We start from the raw sequence: 17,672 nt of genomic DNA, 5'->3' as shown, positions 1-17,672 counted from the left end.
CCGGCGGGTGCGGCGCGGGGTGCTCGCCCCCGCCGCCCCTACCCGTCCCATCCCCAGGGGCTCCGCCCCTTCGACCCCGCCAAGGGGGCTGCGCCCCCTGGACCCCCGTTCGTTTCGGGGCTCCGCCCCAAACCCCGTTTCGGGGGCCGGCCCCCGGACCCCCGCTCCTCAAACGCCGGAGGGGCTGGAATATGCGGGCGGGCGGCGCTGGATCGTGCGGGCCGGGCTGGATCGTTCGAGGCAGCGCTGGGACTTTCCCGGCCGCGGCTTGGATCTTCAGCCGAGGCCAGGCACATCCAGCCCGTCCGGCGGCTGAGGACGAGGCCGAAGGCCGGCAGGCGAGGGTCCGGCTGCTGGCCCTGCCGTTGGTCCGGGTCGCGGCAGCGCTCGCGGTGGAGCTGCCGGGGCGCAGCCCCCAGGGATGGGACGGGCAGGGGCGGCGGGGGCGGCAAACCCGGGTGCAGGACCACAGACGACGACCCCCGACACACAGGGACCACACCATGACGAAAGACCACGGCGGAGACGTCCGCCTGACAGGGATCAGCAAGACCTACGGCTCCTTCACCGCCGTCCACCCCCTCGACCTCACCGTGCCGAAAGGTTCCTTCTTCGCCCTGCTCGGCGCCTCCGGCTGCGGCAAGACCACCACCCTGCGCATGATCGCCGGCCTGGAGGAGCCCACGAGCGGCACCGTCCACCTGGGCGACCAGGACGTGACGGCGCTTCCGCCGTACAAGCGGCCGGTGAACACGGTCTTCCAGTCGTACGCGCTCTTCCCGCACCTCGACATCTTCGAGAACGTCGCCTTCGGGCTGCGCCGGCGCGGCATCAGGTCGGTGAGGAAGCAGGTCGAGGAGATGCTGGAGCTCGTGCAGCTCGGCGAACAGGCCCGCAAGAAGCCGCACCAGCTCTCCGGCGGCCAGCAGCAACGCGTCGCCGTGGCCCGCGCGCTGATCAACCACCCCAGGGTCCTCCTCCTCGACGAACCCCTCGGCGCCCTCGACCTCAAGCTGCGCCGCCAGATGCAGCTGGAGCTCAAGCGCATCCAGACCGAGGTCGGCATCACCTTCATCCACGTCACGCACGACCAGGAGGAGGCCATGACGATGGCCGACACGGTCGCCGTGATGAGCGCGGGCCGCGTCGAACAGCTCGGCTCGCCCAGCGACCTGTACGAGAACCCGCGGACCACGTTCGTCGCCAACTTCCTCGGGACCTCGAACCTCATCGAGGCCGAGGTCGACTCCACGAGCGGCGACGACATCGTCCTCAAGGCGGGCGACGGCAAGCTCGCGCTGCCCAGGGCGCGGTGTTCGGCGGCCACGACAACCGGCGGCAAGGTGCTGGTCGGCGTACGGCCCGAGAAGATATCCCTCACGCACGCGGACGACGCCGGCGACATCCCCGTGGGCCGCAACCGCGTCACCGGGAAGATCACCGCGTCGAGCTTCATCGGCGTCTCCACGCAGTACGTCGTCGACAGCTCGGTCTGCCCCGAGTTCGAGGTCTACGTCCAGAACATCGACCGCGACCCCCGGTTCGTTCCCGGAGCGGACGTCGTCCTGCACTGGAGTCCGGTCCACACCTTCGGCCTGGACGCGGGTCAGGACATCGACGCGGGTGTGGAGACGGTCGGGGAAGAGGCGGCTGTCTGATGGCGACCGTCACCGAAACCGAGGCGCCACCGCCCCTCTCGCCGGCCGCCCCCACGCGCAGAGCCCCGCGCGCACGCGGCCGTCTCGTCCCGTACTGGCTGCTCCTGCCCGGCGTCCTGTGGCTGCTGGTCTTCTTCGCGCTGCCGATGGTCTACCAGGCCTCCACGTCCGTGCAGACGGGCTCCCTGGAGGAGGGCTACAAGGTCACCTGGCACTTCGCGACCTACTGGGACGCCCTGTCGGAGTACTGGCCGCAGTTCCTGCGCTCGGTGGCGTACGCGGGCTCCGCGACGGTCCTGTGCCTGCTGCTGGGCTACCCGCTGGCGTACCTGATCGCGTTCCGCGCGGGCCGCTGGCGCAATCTGATCCTGATCCTGGTGATCGCGCCCTTCTTCACCAGCTTCCTGATCCGCACCCTCGCCTGGAAGACGATCCTCGCGGACGGCGGCCCCGTCGTCGGCGCCCTGGGCTCGCTGCACGTCCTGGACGTCACCAACTGGCTCGGTGTCACCGCCGGCGACCGTGTCCTCGCCACGCCACTGGCCGTGGTCTGCGGCCTGACGTACAACTTCCTGCCGTTCATGATCCTGCCGCTCTACACCTCGCTGGAGCGCATCGACGGGCGGCTGCACGAGGCGGCGGGCGACCTGTACGCGACACCGTTCACGACGTTCCGCAAGGTCACCTTCCCCCTGTCCATGCCCGGTGTCGTCTCGGGCACCCTGCTCACCTTCATCCCCGCGAGCGGCGACTACGTGAACGCCGACCTGCTCGGGTCCACGGACACCCGCATGGTCGGCAACGTCATCCAGACGCAGTTCCTGCGGATTCTCGACTATCCGACAGCCGCGGCCCTTTCGTTCCTTCTCATGGCCGCGATCCTCATCATGGTCACGCTCTACATCCGGAAGTCCGGGACGGAGGATCTGGTCTAAATGGCCTTCGTACGCTGGATCAAGCGCCATCTCGTCGTCGCCGCGGGTCTGCTGACGCTCGGATATCTGCTGCTGCCGAACGTCGTCGTCACGGTCTTCTCCTTCAACGACCCCAAGGGCCGCTTCAACTACGCATGGCAGAAGTTCTCCACGGACGCCTGGACCGATCCGTGCGGTGTCGCCGACCTGTGCGGCTCGCTCGGCCTCAGCCTGCAGCTCGCGGCCTGGGCGACCCTCGGGGCGACGGTCCTCGGCACGATGATCGCCTTCGCGCTCGTGCGCTACCGCTTCCGGGCGCGGGGCGCGGTCAACTCGCTGATCTTCCTGCCGATGGCGATGCCCGAGGTCGTGATGGCGGCGTCCCTGCTGACGCTGTTCCTCAACCTGGGCGCGCAGTTGGGTTTCTGGACGATCCTGATCGCCCACATCATGTTCTGCCTCAGCTTCGTCGTGGTCGCCGTCAAGGCGCGCGTCATGTCGATGGACCCGAGGCTGGAGGAGGCGGCGCGGGACCTGTACGCCGGTCCCGTCCAGACCTTCGTCCGGGTCACCCTGCCCATCGCGGCCCCCGGAATCGCCGCGGGCGCGCTGCTCGCCTTCGCGCTCTCCTTCGACGACTTCATCATCACCAACTTCACCGCGGGCTCGACCGTCACGTTCCCCATGTTCGTCTGGGGCTCGGCACAGCGCGGAACGCCCGTTCAGATCAACGTCATCGGCACGGCCATGTTCGTCGTCGCCGTGCTGTTCGTCCTGGCCGGAATGGTCATCGGGAACCGCCGAAGCAGCCGTAACAGACAGAAGGCATGATCACCCTTTCCCCTGTAGGGAGTTGACATCATGGCCCCAGGCGCCATGACCCGTGGAAACCGCTGGACCACATCCCTCTCCGAGGCCCAGCCGGTCCCGTTCTGGCTGGACGACCCCGGCAGGCCCCGCCCCGAGCCCGCGCTCACCGGCGCCGAGACGTGTGACCTGCTCGTCGTCGGCGGCGGCTACAGCGGACTGTGGACCGCGCTTCTCGCGAAGGAGCGCGACCCGGGCCGGGACGTCGTCCTCGTCGAGGGCCGTGAGGCGGGCTGGGCCGCCTCCGGCCGCAACGGAGGCTTCTGCGCCGCCTCGCTCACCCACGGCCTGGCCAACGGTCTCACCCGCTGGCCGGACGAGATCCACACCCTTGAGGAACTCGGCGCCCGCAACCTCGACGAGATCGAGGCGGCCGTCGCCCGCTACTCCCTGGACTGCGACTTCGAGCGCACCGGCGAGATCGACGTCGCCACCGCGCCCCACCAGGCCGCCGAACTGAGCGCCTGGCACGCCGAGACGCGGCGCCGCGGTCTCGCGGACGGCGTCGAGTTCCTGGACACCGAGGCCGTGCGGCAACAAGTCGACTCACCGACATTCCTGGCCGGTCTGTACGACCGCCGGGGCGTGGCCATGCTCCACCCGGCCAAGCTCGCCTGGGGACTGAAGCGCGCCTGTATCGGCCTCGGTGTCCGCGTCTACGAGCACACCCCCGCGCTCACCCTGAAGCCGTACGGCGCCGGCATGGCCGTCGGCACCCCGTACGGCACGATCCGCGCCCGCCAGGTCGCCCTCGGCACGAACGTCTTCCCGAACCTCGTCCGACGCGTTCGCGCCTACACCGTCCCGGTCTACGACTACGCGCTGATGACCGAGCCGCTGACCGCCGACCAGCTGGCCTCCGTCGGCTGGCGGAACCGGCAGGGACTCGGCGACAGCGCCAACCAGTTCCACTACTTCCGGCTCAGCGCCGACAACCGCGTCCTGTGGGGCGGTTACGACGCCATCCACCACTACGGCGGCCGGGTGCGCGCCGAGTACGACGACCGGCCGGAGACGTACGCCAAGCTCGCCGGGCACTTCTTCACCTGCTTCCCGCAACTGGAGGGCGTCCGCTTCACCCACGCCTGGGGCGGTGCGATCGACACCTGCTCACGCTTCTCCGCCTTCTTCGGCACGGCCCACCAGGGCCGGGTGGCGTACGCGGCGGGCTACACGGGGCTGGGCGTGGGCGCGACCCGGTTCGGCGCGGACGTGATGCTGGACCTGCTGGCGGGGGAGCGCACGGAACGCACCGAGCTGGAGATGGTCCGCAAGAAGCCCCTGCCCTTCCCGCCGGAGCCCTTCGCCTGGACCGGCATCGCCCTCACCAAGTGGTCACTGGCCCGTGCGGACGCCCACGGCGGACGGCGCAACCTGTGGCTGAAGGCGATGGACCGGCTGGGACTGGGCTTCGACAGCTGATCAGCTCCGCCGTGCCGGCCGCCCCGACCGGTCCGGTCGGCAGGCGGGCACGGCGGGTGGACCGGCGTGCGATGGCGTCCGTGAGCCATCGCCGCACGCCCCGCGCCCCCGCGATGCTCCGTTCACCTCCAACAGTCGGCCGGAAACCGCGTAACAACCCCCTGGAAACCCTCTCTCTGCTGATGGACGCGACAGGCGTCCCTCAGCGGAACCACAGAGAGGAAGTCCCCGCCATGACTGGGGCCAAGACGGCGGCGGAATGGCTGGCATCCGTAGCTCCGGATCCCGACGCCTGCCGCTGGGAGTGGGAGCGCGGCCCCCTCGGGGTCGCGCTGCTCCCGGCCGGCAAGGCCTGGGACGTACTGATTCTGCCGGGCGAACTCGGCCATCCCACGCTCGACGTGCTCACCCGCTGCCTCGACCGGCCCGGGCCGGTGCTCGCCGACTTCGGTGACGACCGCATGGGCTTCTTCGTGCCCCCGGGCACGGCGAGCCGGTGGCTCGGCACGGGCGTGCGCTCCGCGGGCCGCGGCACATGGATCGTGGTGCCGTACCCGTGCCCCGGACAGCAGACCGCCGGCGTCCGCTGGCTGGTCCCGCCGGACGGCACCGGCACCCTCACCGATCCGGCGCTGCTGGAACTGGCCATGCACGAGGCGGCCGCCGGCCTGGCGCTGAAGGACGAGGATCGGTGACTCCGGTGCGACCGGATCGTGCAGGGGCGCACGGCTCACGGGGAGCGGCGGCCGCTGCGCCCGAGGAACACCCGGAGGAACAGCCGGAGGGACAGCAGCAGCACCGCGCACAGACACCAACTGGCCACCACGTCGAGTGGCCAGTGGTAGCCCATGCGCACCAGACCGAGGGCGACCCCGAGATTCAGTGCGACCGCGACGAGGACGACGAGGACACGCGGGCGGGTGCCGCGCAGCCAGGGCCACAGCACGAGGGCCGCGCCGCCGTACGCGATGGAGGCGGTGGCCGTGTGGCCCGAGGGGTAGTAGCCGGTCCCGGGTCCCATGACCGGTGGGCCCGGGCGGTCGATCAGCTCCTTGAGGGGGACGACCAGCGCCGGTACGAGGGCCATCAGGACGCCCGCCGCCACGGAGGGCAGCCACCAGTGGTCCCTGCCGGTTCGACGGGCGCGCAGAGCGACGTACACGAGCACCACGGCCAGGACCGGGACGGCGACTGTGATGTTGCCGAGGTCTGCCAGGAAGTCCCAGAAGCCGTCGCGGTGGACCAGGCGGCCGCTGAGGCGTTCGTCCGCGCGGGCGAGAGGGCCGTGGACGCCGACCTGCCAGGTGATCAGCGCGAAGAGGAGGGCCGGAAGGCCCAGGAGGAGAAGGAGGAAGGTCGGCGACCCCGGAACAGGGGGGGTGGTTCCGAGGCCGCCGTCCAGACCGGTGTGCCGCGCGCCCCGGGGGGTTTGGGGCGAGCGGCCATCCGATCGGTGAGGAGATCCGGAGCCGGAAGCTCCGTGTGTGTGCGCGAGGGCACGACCAGGGCGAAGCTGGGGAGGCCCCGACCCGGTGTCACCCACAGTCCCCTGTGGGCGGGGTGTATCTCTCATCTGGCTAAGAACCTACGACAGGAGAAAGGGCCGCGACAGACGGAATCGTGTCCTCACGGCCACCTTGCACACGTTCTTCACCCTCTCTGAACCTTGTCGCCGCGCACCGGAATCCGGCGCGGATTCCGGTTGCGGTGGGCGTGGGACGCCAGAGGCGAATGAGGGGTGGACGCCAGGGCCGAACGAGGGGCGAGCGAAGCAGTTCCGGATGCGGAAACCGGCGAAAGCGTGCTCACCGGTCGGCGAACGCCTGCCCGGATGCGGTCCGCCGGCTCACATGCTGGTGAACGCCTGCTCGATGATGTCGAGACCCTCGCTGAGCAGGTCCTCGCCGATGACCAGGGGTGGCAGGAAGCGGAGCACGTTCCCGTAGGTGCCACAGGTCAGGACCAGCAGGCCCTCCTGGTGGCAGGCCTTCGCGAGCGCGGCGGTCGCCTCCGGGTTCGGCTCCTTGGTGGTCCGGTCCTTGACCAGCTCGATCGCGATCATGGCGCCCCGGCCGCGGACGTCCCCGATGACCTCGAACTTCTCGGCCATGGCGGTCAGGCGGGCCTTCATGGTCGCCTCGATCGCCTTGGCGCGGGCGTTGAGGTCCAGTTCCTTCATCGTCTCGATCGAGCCCAGCGCACCCGCGCAGGCGACCGGGTTGCCGCCGTACGTGCCGCCGAGGCCGCCCGCGTGCGCGGCGTCCATGATCTCGGCGCGGCCCGTCACGGCGGCGAGCGGCAGACCGCCCGCGATGCCCTTCGCCGTGGTGATCAGGTCCGGGACGATGCCCTCGTCCTCACACGCGAACCACTGGCCCGTACGGCAGAACCCGGACTGGATCTCGTCCGCCACGAACACGATGCCGTGGTCGGTGGCGAACTGCCGGAGCGCGGGCAGGAAGCCCTTCGCCGGCTCGATGAAGCCGCCCTCACCGAGCACCGGCTCGATGACGATCGCGGCCACGTTCTCGGGGCCGACCTGCTTGGTGATCTGGTCGATCGCCTGCGCGGCGGCCTCCGGGCCCGCGTTCTCCGGGCCGGTCGGCCAGCGGTAGCCGTACGCCAGCGGCATGCGGTACACCTCGGGCGCGAACGGGCCGAAACCGTGCTTGTACGGCATGTTCTTCGAGGTCAGCGCCATGGTGAGGTTCGTCCGGCCGTGGTAGCCGTGGTCGAAGACGACGACCGCCTGGCGCCTGGTGTACGAGCGCGCGATCTTGACGGCGTTCTCCACGGCCTCCGCGCCGCTGTTGAACAGGGCCGACTTCTTGGCGTGGTCGCCCGGGGTGAGCTCGGCGAGGGCCTCGGCGACCTCCACGTACCCCTCGTACGGCGTGACCATGAAACAGGTGTGGGTGAAGTCCTGGAGCTGGGCGGTGGCCCGGCGGACGACGGCCTCGGCGGAGGCGCCGACACTCGTCACCGCGATGCCGGAGCCGAAGTCGATGAGCCGGTTGCCGTCGACGTCCTCGACGATGCCGCCGCCCGCCCGCGCGGTGAACACGGGCAGCACGGAGCCCACGCCCTGCGCCACCGCGGCGGTGCGACGGGCCTGCAACTCCTGCGACTTCGGGCCGGGGATGGCGGTGACGACGCGGCGCTCCTGCGGAACTGCGGTCATGAGGGGCTCCCTGATGAACTTGCTTACGGGGTGTCGGCGGTCGGTTGTCGCTGGTCCGCTTGCCTTCCTTTCTCGCAGGCTAGGACGGGGGAGCGGGGCTGGGCATGCTCCATGTGGGCGTTGTCGGGGCGCCCGGTTGTCCGTGGTGGACTAAGAGGCGCAGGGGGGCACGGATGCGCACCCCGGCCGCGTAAACGGTGAACTCCCCAGGCGGGGGAGTTAGATTGACTCGCTGATGGTGGACGGAACGGCTGGTCAGGGGGCAAGGGCGATGGACAGCGACGGGACGCAGGACGCCCGGGGTACGCACGCGCACCCCGTACCGCGTCCGGCGGGGCCTGCGGAGGTGCCCGCGATGCCTCCCCGGCCGCCGCGGGCACCGGGAACACCTCCGCTGCCGGACGGATCGGCCTTCCTCGCCTGGCTGCGCGCACCGCGACCGGAGGCGGCACCGGGCGTGTGGCGGTTCGGACACCGGCCGCGGCCGGCCGAGGAGCCCGAGGAGATCCCCACGCGCCAGCTGCTGAGCGGGGCGCTGATCGCGTTCCTGGTGGGATGGCTGATCTGGTCGCTGCTGCAGAACGGTTACCTCGGTGGCTGGTGGTGGGTGCCCCTCGAACTGGTCACCCCCGACTCCTGGCGCGGCGGCGACAGCGACCTCGGCGAGACCGGCACGTTCCTCCTGTACCGGGGGTACGAGGTGCTCGTCGCCCTGGCCATCATGGTCGGCGTGGGCCGGCTGGGCCGCTGGGGCGAGGTGTGGCGCCGCTTCGTCGCCCCCCGCTTCCGCCGGCCGGAGCCCCAGGAGGCCCTTCCCGCCCCCCAGGACGATCCCGCCCAGTGGAACCAGCTGCGCGCCGCCGGAGCCGTCGACGCCGCCGAGCGGCTCGCCGCCGACGCCAGCACCGGCCTCATGCGGGACGTCGACCACGCCCGCATCCTCCGCGCCTGGCAGAGCGTGCGCAACGGACGGCACAGCCTGGCCACCTTCACCTCCGCCGTGCTGCGGGACGGCGCCGCCGCCTGCCTCCACCCCTCCGGAGAGCGCGACCTGCCGGCCCGGCTCGCCCGGCACGACCTGGTCACCGGGCAGGTACGGCTGGGAACCACCGTGGACGACGCCCGCAACCCGTACGCCTACCGCGGGGCCGGGCTCGCCCTCGGACCCGACCTGCTCGGCACCTCGCTCGTCGCTGTCGGACCGGCCGGCTCCGGCAAGACCGGCTCCGTCGTGTGGCCCGTCGCCGAGTCGCTGTGCCTGCACGCCCTCGCCGGACGCGCCGCGGTCGTCGTGGTCGGCGCCGCGGGGGCGGGGCTCGGACCCGCGGACGCCTACGACGTCGTCGTACGGATCGGAAACCCCGAATCCGTGTACGACCTGGACCTGTACGGCGGCACCACCGACCCCGACGAGGCGGCCGCCATACTCGCCGAGGCGCTCGTCGGGGACCTCGCCGACCCGCACCCCGGAGGCGACAGCCGTCGCTCCACCACGGTGCTCGCCCAGCTCCTCGGGCCGTACCGCGCCGTCCACGGACGTTTCCCGTCCGTGCCCGAGCTGCGCCAGCTCCTCGACGGCGCGCCCGGCCCCCTCGGCGCGCTCCGCAAGGCCCTCCAGGAAGCGGGAGAGGAGTCGTTGCTCCGCGAACTCGACGCCCGGGAGCGGCAGTCGGGCCACCCCGGGGACGTGGGATCGGTGCTCGCGGACCGGGTGGCGCTGCTGGACAGGCCCGCGTTCTCCACCTTCTTCGACACCTCCGGGCAGTCCCGGCCCTTCTCCCTGAGGGCGCTCGACCATCCCGTCCGCGTGCGCATCGACCTGCCCGAGCGCGGGCACGCGGACGCCTCACGGATCCTGGCCCGGCTGGTGCTCGCGCAGTTCACCGCGAGCGTGGCGGTCAGGGAGGACCGGTCGCTGTTCGCCTGCCTCGTCCTGGACGACGCCACGGGCGTGGTGACCCCCGAGGCGGTACGCGGCGTGCAGCGGCTGCGGTCCGCGCACGCCGGGGTCGTCCTGACGCTGCGCACGCTCGACGACGTGCCGCGACCGTTGCGCGGGCCGCTGCTCGGGGCGACCGGCTGCCGCATGGCGCTGTCCGGGCTCACCCCCTGGGACGGGCAGGACTTCGCCGAGGTGTGGGGCAAGGAGTGGACCGAGGCCCGGGACGTCACCGACCGGCAGATCATCGCCGAGACGCCGGCCGGCAAGGCCCTGCACGTACTGCGGCGCGTGATCACCGGGCACGCGCCGACCGCGCGGGCCGTGACGGTGCGGCAGGTCGAGCGGGAGCGGTGGTCCGCGTCCGAGCTGGCGCACGGGGTGCCGCCGGGGCACGCGGTGCTGTCGCTGACGAACGTGAAGGGGGAGCACGCCCCGCCGCTGCTGGTGGATCTGCGCAGCTGACGGCCACGCAGCCGCGCCGGTCCCGGGGCCGGCCGCTGCCGGAACCGGCGCCGAGGCCGCTCCTGGGACCGGCCCTGAGGCCAGTCGCGAGGGCTGGCCATGAGGCGTCCTGAGGCTGGCCCTGAGGCCCGTCCTGAGGCCAGTGCTGAGAGGGACAGGTACGTACGGACCGGCGGAGTCGGCATAGTGTGTTCATACGCAGCGGACAAAAGATCCCGGTGAAGAACTCGGCGTTTGTGATCATTGAAGGACCTGTCCGTGTCCGACGCAGATTCTGTGAACACCTGAAGGCCTCATGCCCCCAACCCTCGCCTCGCTCGTCCACCACTCCGCACTCAAGCTGACCGTGCGCGCCGGCGCGGACCGGCTGGACGTGCCCGTCCGCTGGGCGCATGTGAGCGAGCTCGCCGACCCCGTGCCGTACATGGAGGGCGGGGAACTGCTGCTGATCACCGCGCTCAAGCTGGACGCGGAGGACCCCGAGGCGATGCGGCGGTATGTGAAGCGGCTGGTGGAGGCAGGGGTCGTCGGACTCGGGTTCGCCGTCGGCGTGAACTACGAGGACGTACCGAAAGCGCTCGTCGACGCGGCCGGGGAGGAGGGGCTGCCGCTGCTGGAGGTGCCGCGGCGCACGCCGTTCCTCGCCATCAGCAAGGCGGTCTCCGCCGCCATGGCCGCCGACCAGTACCGGGCCGTGACCGAGGGGTTCGCGGCACAGCGCGAGCTCACCAGACAGGCGCTCAACGACGGGCCCGAGGGACTGCTCGCCGCGCTCGCCGCGCAGGTCGACGGGTGGGCCGCGCTCTACGACGCCTCGGGCGCCATGGTGGCCACCGCCCCCGAGTGGGCGGGGCGCAGGGCCGCCCGGCTCACTGCGGAGGTCGAGCGGCTGCGGGAGCGGCCCGCGCCCGCGAGCGCGGTGGTCGGGGGTGAGGGCGGTGACGGCGACGGGGGCGGGGGCGACCGGGTCGAACTGCACTCTCTCGGGACCGGGCGGCGCCCACGCGCCGCACTCGCCGTGGGGACGGCCGCGGCGCTGGGCACCGCCGAGCGGTACGCCGTCCACTCGGCCATCGCCTTGCTGACGCTGACGACGGAGAGGTCGCGGTCGTTGCACGCGGCCGAGCAGCGGCTCGGGGCGGCCGTGCTGCGCATGCTGCTGGCCGGGGAGCCGGACCACGCGCGGGCCGTGGCGGGGGACCTGTACGGGGAGCTGCTGGACGCCCCGTTCCGGATGATCCTGGCGGAGTCGTCCTCGGTGTCGCAGCCCTTCGGCGCCGACGCGTCCCTGGTGTCCGGGAAGCCTCTGCCGGCCGACACCGACGGTGACCCGCTCGGGCAGCTCGCCGAGGTGGTGGAGGGCGCCGCGGCCCGGGCGGGGGAGTCCGTGCTGGTCGTGCCGGACGGGGAGCGGCTGGTCGTGCTGGCCGGGGACGGGGGCGCGGCGGTCGCGGCGTGCGGGGAGTTCGTGCTGGGGCTGGAGGCGGCGCGGGCCGCTGCCGCGGTGTCGGACGCGGGGCTCGCGGGGGTCTCCGGGGGCCCGGGTACCGCCGGGGTCTCCGGCTCCGGCCATGAGGACGACGAGCTCGTCGTCGGACTGTCGGCGCCTGCCGGGCCGATCGCCGCAGCGGCCGCGTACAAGCAGGCCGAGCAGGCGCTGTCGGTGGCTCGGCGCCGGGGGCGGTCGTTCGTGGAGCACGAGGAGCTGGCGGCCGGGTCCGTGGTGCCGTTGCTGGCGGACGACGCGGTGCGGGCGTTCGCGGACGGGCTGCTGCGGGCGCTGCGCGAGCATGACGCGACCGGGCGGGGGGACCTTGTGGCGTCGCTCCGGGCCTGGCTGTCACGGCACGGGCAGTGGGACGCGGCGGCGGCGGATCTCGGGGTGCATCGGCACACGTTGCGGTACCGGATGCGGAGGGTCGAGGAGATCCTGGGGCGCTCGCTGGACGACCCGGATGTGCGGATGGAGCTGTGGCTGGCGCTGAAGGCGACGGCGGGGGTGGGGGAGTAAGGGGTTGGTTGGTTTCGCCCCCGCCGCCCCTACCCGTCCCATTCCCAGGGGCACTGCCCCTTCGACCCCGCCAAGGGGGCTGCGCCCCCTGGACCCCCGGATTCAGGTGCCCCCGGCCGCGTCCGTCCTGGCTCAGCCCCGGCCCTGCCCTTCCCGGGCTCCCCCCCGGCCCCGCCCTCGGGGCTCCGCCCCGGCCCCGCCCTCGGGGCTCCGCCCCGGACCCGCCCTCGGGGCTCCGCCCCGGCCCCGCCCTTTCCGGGCTCCGCCCCGGACCCGCCCTTTCCGGGCTCCGCCCCGGACCCCGTTTTTCGTGGGCCGGCCCCCGGACCCCCGCTCCTCAAACGCCGGAGGGGCTGGATTGTGCGGGCGGCGCTGGATTGTGCAGGCGGTGCTGGATTGTGCGGGCAGCGCTGGATGGCGCGGGCGGTGCTGGATTCTCGCGGCCGGGCTTGGGTTTTCAGCCCGTCCGGCGTTTGAGGACGAGGCCGCAAGGCCGACAGCGGAGGTCCGGGGGCGCAGCCCCCGGGGATGGGACGGGTAGGGGCGGCGGGGGCGAGAACCTCCGGGCCCGCACCCGGCACGGCGACCGCGCCAAAGCGGCACATCCCCGCAGCGGAGTTTTACGACTCGGACAAGCGACCAGCGCCAACCCCGGCCCTACCGTGGTCGGGAACGCACGTGCCGAACGCGGAAGGGCCGGACCATGACTGCCACCCACGCCTTCTGGCTCGCCGGTCGCCAGGCGACCGGCGGGACCGAACTCGATGTCACCTCGCCGTGGGACGGCCGGCTCGTCGGCCGGGTCGCCGTCCCCACGGACGCCCAGGTGGAAGAGGCCGTGGCCGCCGCCCACGCCGTACGGGACGAGTTCGCCGCCACCCCCGCCCACGTACGCGCCGCCGCTCTCGACCACGTGAGCCGCAGGCTGGCCGAGCGCACCGAGGAGATCGCGCAGCTGATCTCCGCCGAGAACGGCAAGCCGGTCAAGTGGGCCCGCGGCGAGGTCGGACGCGCCGTGTCCGTGTTCCGGTTCGCGGCCGAGGAGGCGCGGCGGTTCAACGGAGGCGAGGCCCAGCGGCTGGACACCGACGCCGGCGGCCAGGGACGGCTCGCCTTCACGCGGCGGTTCCCGAAGGGCGTCGTCCTGGGCATCGCGCCCTTCAACTTCCCGCTCAACCTGTGCGCCCACAAGGTCGCCCCGGCCATCGCGGTCGGTACGCCGATCATTCTGAAGCCCGCGCCCGCGACCCCGCTGTCCGCGCTCGTCATCGGGGAACTGCTCGCCGAGACCGAGCTGCCGTCGGGTGCCTGGAGCGTGCTGCCCGTGGCGAACGAGCGGATGCCCTCCCTCGTCCAGGACGAGCGGCTGCCGGTCATCTCGTTCACCGGGTCCGAGAAGGTCGGTTACGCGATCATGGACTCGGTCCCGCGCAAGCACTGCACGCTGGAGCTGGGCGGCAACGGCGCGGCCGTCGTACTCGCCGACTACGCGAGCGACGAGGACCTGGACTGGGCGGCCTCGCGCATCGCCACCTTCTCCAACTACCAGGGCGGGCAGTCCTGCATCTCCGTGCAGCGGGTGATCGCGGACGCGGAGGTGTACGACCGGCTGGTGCCGCGGATCGTCGCCGCCGTCGAGGCCCAGGTGACCGGGGACCCGTCCGACGGCGCGACCGACGTCGGGCCGCTGGTGAGCGAGGCCGCCGCCGAGCGGGTGGAGGCCTGGGTCGACGAGGCGGTCGGGGCCGGGGCCAGGCTGCTCACCGGGGGCAAGCGGGACGGGGCCTCGTACGCGCCGACCGTGCTCGCCGAGGTGCCTGCGGACGTCACGATCTCCTGCGAGGAGGTCTTCGGGCCCGTTCTCACTCTGCAGCGGGTGGAGGGGGAGGCGAGCGCCTTCGCCGCCGTCAACGAGTCCAAGTACGGGCTCCAGGCGGGTGTTTTCACGCACGACCTGCAGACCGCGTTCCGGGCGCACCGGGCCCTCGAGGTGGGCGGCGTCGTGATCGGGGACGTGCCGTCCTACCGTGCCGACCAGATGCCGTACGGCGGGGTGAAGCAGTCCGGTGTCGGGCGTGAGGGCGTGAAGTTCGCGATGGAGGACTACACGTACGAGCGGGTCATGGTGCTGACCGGGATCCAGCTCTGACCGGCGTTCAGCTCTGACCGGTCACGGCTCGCGGCTCCGGCGTCGACAGCTCCGACGCCGACAACCAGGAGCCGGACTCTGGCTTGTGACAATCATTTTCATGTAGAGTTCCGGGTGTGTCCCGGGTGTGCCCGGGATGAAGGGGTCCGGCACCGATGCCTTCCGGTGCCGGGCCCCTTCGTGCGTCGGCCTGGTCCGGACCCTCAACCGGAGAAGCCGACGCGCGCGAGCCGCAACGGGCCGCGCAGCCTCAGGTGGACGTCGTGCACGCCGGCCGCCACGATCCCGGCGCTCAGGGTGGTGTAGTCGTACGGGCCCGCGGTGGCGGAGAGGTTCAGGACCGCGAGGACGGGGCCGCCGTTCAGGGAACACTCGACGGAGCCCTCGCCCGCCACCTCCACGGTCACCTCGGTGACGCCGTCCCCGAAGTCGCAGTCGTGGAAGAGGAGTTCACCCTTCCCGCCGCCGACGGGCGTGACCGCGTCACCTGATGTCCTCGCGCGGTCGACGATCTCCGTGCCGCGCTGGTCGTCGAAGCCGGCCGCGTCGAGGCCGCGTTCGACGACCGGGCGGGGCACGGCCGGGTCGCCGTCGAGGCCGATGGCCGCCCTCAGCCGGATGTCCTCGCTGGAGGCGCCCACGAGAAGCTCGTACGCGCCGGGCTCCAGGCGGTGGCGGTCCTGCGCCACGTCCCAGAACGCGAAGGCGGCCGACGGCACCCGGAAGGTCACGTCCGTCGAGGCGCCCGGAGCGAGCGTGACGCGGCGGTGGGCGGCCAGTTCGCGGCGGGGGCGCGGGACGGACGGGTTCACGGCCCTGACGTACAGCTGGGGTACCTCGTCCGCCGTCCGGGCGCTCGTGTTGGTGAGCGTGAACGTCACCTTCACCTCGCCGTCGGCCACCCGGTGGCTGAAATTCTCGTACGCGAATGCCGCGTACGACAGGCCGTGGCCGAACGGGAACAGGGGCGTGCCCTCGAAGTACAGGTACGTCTGGCGGCTGCCGATCACGTCGTAGTCGAGCAGGCCGGGCAGGTCCGCGTCCGAGGCGTACCAGGTCTGCGGGAGGCGGCCCGCCGGAGAGACGTCCCCGGCCAGGACCCGCGCCAGGGCCGTGCCCGCCGCCTGGCCGCCGTGCGCGGTCCACAGGACGGCCGGGAGATCGGAGTGGTCGAGCGCGTACGGATACGCCGACGTCAGGACCAGGACCGTGTTCGGGTTCGCGGCGCGGGCGGCGCGCAGCAGACGCTCCTGGTGAGCCGGGAGGCGCAGGGTGGTGCGGTCCTCCGTCTCGCGGCCGCCGATGTGCGGGTCGTTGCCCGCGACCACCAGGACGGCGTCCGCCCCGGAGGCGGCTGCTGTGACCGATTCCTCACCCCGCTCGATCACGACGAGCGTGAGGATTTCCGCGTTCTCGTTGGCAACCTTCACGCCGTCGGCGGCGACAGAGACGTACAGGCCGGTGCCCATGTGCTTCAGGAGGTGAGCGTCCTCGTGGGATTCGTGGCGTTCCAGGCGGAACGTCTCCTGCACCACCCAGCCACCCGGCTGGTCCGCGGAAGCGCGTACGTAACCGTCGTCGGCGACGGAGAGGTAGCGGCCGTCCGGGGCACGCAGGGTGAGGACGCCGTCGCCCCAGTCGACGAGCGCGAGGTCGGTGCCGGTCGCGTCGGTGGTCAGCGGGGGCAGGTCCGTGCGGCCCGCGAGGAGCGCGGGATCGAGGGCGCCCTCCGCGCCGCGCGCCTCGTCGGCGGCGCCGGTGGCCTCCGGCACCGCGAGGTACGTCCCCGCCGAGGTCCTGAGGCGGACGCGGTCCACGCCCTCGGCGAAGGTGACGCGCTCGGCGCCGAAACGCTTCAGCACGCCCTCCAGCGGAGTGGAGCGGCGCAGGAGCGTGCCGCTGTACCAGTCGAGCTTGCACTCGTCGGCGAGGAGGCCGACGACCGCGACGCGCATGTCCTCGGCCAGGGGCAGCAGGCCGCCCTCGTTCTTGAGCAGGACGACCGCCTGTTCCGCCGCCTCCTGGGCGAGGGCGCGGTGGGCCGGAGTGTCGAAGTCCCGGAGGCCGGCGTGGGGGTCGTTCTCCGGGTCGAACTCGCCCAGCCGGAAGCGGACCGAGAGCTGGCGGCGGACCGCCCCGTCGATGTCCTCCGTGGTCAGCAGGCCCTGGACCAGGGCGCCCCGGATCCGTTCGACGATCTTCGAGCTGTCGGTGCCGTGGTCGGTGAAGCTGTCGACGCCCGCGCGGATCGCGGCCGCCGTGGCCTCCTCGTGGGTGTCGAAGTAGTGCTCGGAGTCGACCAGGTTGGACGGGGCACCGGCGTCCGAGCAGACCATCAGATCCTCGTCGGTCCAGGCGCGCAAGTGCTCGTTCAGGTACGGCGACACGTGGTTCGGGCGGCCGTTGACCAGGTTGTACGCGGGCATCACACCGGCCACCGCGCCCGCTTGAACCGTCTCGCGGAAGGCGCGCAGGTCGTACTCGTGCAGGACGCGCGGGCGGACCGAGGAGGAGGTGGTGTCCCGGTTCGTCTCGTTGTTGTGCGCCAGCCAGTGCTTGAGGACGGGGGCCGTGCGCCAGTACGCCGGGTGGTCGCCGCGCAGGCCCCGGGTGTACGCCGTCGCGATGGCCGAGGTCAGCTTCGGGTCCTCGGAGTAGCCCTCCTCGTTGCGGCCCCACAGGGGGTGGCGCAACAGGTTCACCGTGGGCGACCAGACGTTGAGGCCGACGCGGTCGTCGCGGGCCCGCATGGCGCGGACCTCGGTCGACACCGCCTCGCCGATCCGGCGCACGAGGTCCTCGTTCCAGGTCGCGCCCAGCCCGACCGCCTGCGGGAACACGGTGGACGGCCCCATCCACGCCACACCGTGCAGGGCCTCCTGGCCGGTGCGGAACGCCGCGACGCCCAGACGCTCGACGGCCGGCGCGAACTGGTGCAGGAACGCGATCCGTTCGTCGAGTGTGAGCCGCCCGAGGAGGTCGTCGACGCGCTTCGCGAGAGGCAGCCGCGGATCGCGGAAAGGCGGGGTGGGCGGCGTCTGTGCGGTCACGATGGGGGTCCCTTTG

The 17,672-nt window shown here is 72.3% G+C and carries 11 protein-coding genes; 8 read left to right on the top strand and 3 right to left on the bottom strand.

Translation table 11 applies throughout. The features are described 5' to 3' along the window. The first annotated feature begins 503 nt into the window (after positions 1-503). From ACZ49J_RS17655 to ACZ49J_RS17635, 5 genes are all read left to right on the top strand, one after another. Positions 504-1,658 carry an ABC transporter ATP-binding protein gene (locus ACZ49J_RS17655; RefSeq protein WP_467449011.1) on the top strand — a complete coding sequence of 385 codons (1,155 nt, stop codon included), beginning with the start codon at positions 504-506 and terminating at the stop codon, positions 1,656-1,658. Next, on the top strand, positions 1,658-2,593 hold the full coding sequence (locus ACZ49J_RS17650) for an ABC transporter permease (protein ID WP_467449010.1): 936 nt from the start codon (positions 1,658-1,660) through the stop codon (positions 2,591-2,593). The genes ACZ49J_RS17655 and ACZ49J_RS17650 overlap by 1 nt, the downstream gene beginning before the upstream one ends. Next, entirely contained in the window at positions 2,594-3,403 is an 810-nt protein-coding gene (locus ACZ49J_RS17645; protein ID WP_467449008.1) for an ABC transporter permease, read from the top strand. Between the two features lie 30 nt (positions 3,404-3,433). Beyond that, a complete protein-coding gene (locus ACZ49J_RS17640) occupies positions 3,434-4,861 on the top strand; it encodes an NAD(P)/FAD-dependent oxidoreductase (protein WP_467449007.1) in 1,428 nt (475 codons plus the stop codon). A gap of 233 nt (positions 4,862-5,094) precedes the next feature. Then, on the top strand, positions 5,095-5,556 hold the full coding sequence (locus tag ACZ49J_RS17635) for a hypothetical protein (RefSeq protein ID WP_467449006.1): 462 nt from the start codon (positions 5,095-5,097) through the stop codon (positions 5,554-5,556). Between the two features lie 35 nt (positions 5,557-5,591). On the opposite strand, the gene ACZ49J_RS17630 is transcribed toward ACZ49J_RS17635, so the two are convergent. Continuing rightward, positions 5,592-6,404 (bottom strand): phosphatase PAP2 family protein, encoded by an 813-nt coding sequence (locus ACZ49J_RS17630; protein ID WP_467449003.1) that lies wholly within the window; start codon positions 6,402-6,404, stop codon positions 5,592-5,594. Positions 6,405-6,707: 303 nt separating this feature from the next. Continuing rightward, the gene (gene gabT / locus ACZ49J_RS17625; RefSeq protein WP_467449002.1) at positions 6,708-8,042 is read right to left on the bottom strand and encodes a 4-aminobutyrate--2-oxoglutarate transaminase; all 1,335 of its coding nucleotides are present in this window, start codon (positions 8,040-8,042) and stop codon (positions 6,708-6,710) included. Positions 8,043-8,313: 271 nt separating this feature from the next. Here gabT and ACZ49J_RS17620 point away from each other — a divergent pair, with 271 nt between their 5' ends. The 3 genes from ACZ49J_RS17620 (at position 8,314) to ACZ49J_RS17610 (ending at position 14,606) form a co-directional block, all read left to right on the top strand. Next, entirely contained in the window at positions 8,314-10,446 is a 2,133-nt protein-coding gene (locus ACZ49J_RS17620; protein WP_467449000.1) for an ATP-binding protein, read from the top strand. Between the two features lie 295 nt (positions 10,447-10,741). Then, positions 10,742-12,457 carry a PucR family transcriptional regulator gene (locus ACZ49J_RS17615; protein WP_467448999.1) on the top strand — a complete coding sequence of 572 codons (1,716 nt, stop codon included), beginning with the start codon at positions 10,742-10,744 and terminating at the stop codon, positions 12,455-12,457. 703 nt (positions 12,458-13,160) lie between these two features. Next, positions 13,161-14,606 (top strand): aldehyde dehydrogenase family protein, encoded by a 1,446-nt coding sequence (locus ACZ49J_RS17610; RefSeq protein ID WP_467448996.1) that lies wholly within the window; start codon positions 13,161-13,163, stop codon positions 14,604-14,606. A gap of 203 nt (positions 14,607-14,809) precedes the next feature. Here the strand turns inward: ACZ49J_RS17610 and ACZ49J_RS17605 are convergent, their stop codons facing one another. Next, positions 14,810-17,656: a glycoside hydrolase family 3 C-terminal domain-containing protein gene (locus ACZ49J_RS17605; protein ID WP_467448994.1), complete on the bottom strand. Its 2,847-nt coding sequence runs from the start codon at positions 17,654-17,656 to the stop codon at positions 14,810-14,812. Between the last annotated feature and the right edge of the window lie 16 nt (positions 17,657-17,672).

The organism is Streptomyces sp. NPDC030840 (assembly GCF_055572015.1).
This window is presented reverse-complemented; position numbering and strand designations above follow the sequence as displayed.

Coding starts and splice junctions, on each gene's coding strand:
- ACZ49J_RS17655 (WP_467449011.1), top strand. CDS start 504: ATGACGAAAGACCACGGCGGAGACGTCCGCCTGACAGGGATCAGCAAG.
- ACZ49J_RS17650 (WP_467449010.1), top strand. CDS start 1,658: ATGGCGACCGTCACCGAAACCGAGGCGCCACCGCCCCTCTCGCCGGCC.
- ACZ49J_RS17645 (WP_467449008.1), top strand. CDS start 2,594: ATGGCCTTCGTACGCTGGATCAAGCGCCATCTCGTCGTCGCCGCGGGT.
- ACZ49J_RS17640 (WP_467449007.1), top strand. CDS start 3,434: ATGGCCCCAGGCGCCATGACCCGTGGAAACCGCTGGACCACATCCCTC.
- ACZ49J_RS17635 (WP_467449006.1), top strand. CDS start 5,095: ATGACTGGGGCCAAGACGGCGGCGGAATGGCTGGCATCCGTAGCTCCG.
- gabT (WP_467449002.1), bottom strand. CDS start 8,042: ATGACCGCAGTTCCGCAGGAGCGCCGCGTCGTCACCGCCATCCCCGGC.
- ACZ49J_RS17620 (WP_467449000.1), top strand. CDS start 8,314: ATGGACAGCGACGGGACGCAGGACGCCCGGGGTACGCACGCGCACCCC.
- ACZ49J_RS17615 (WP_467448999.1), top strand. CDS start 10,742: ATGCCCCCAACCCTCGCCTCGCTCGTCCACCACTCCGCACTCAAGCTG.
- ACZ49J_RS17610 (WP_467448996.1), top strand. CDS start 13,161: ATGACTGCCACCCACGCCTTCTGGCTCGCCGGTCGCCAGGCGACCGGC.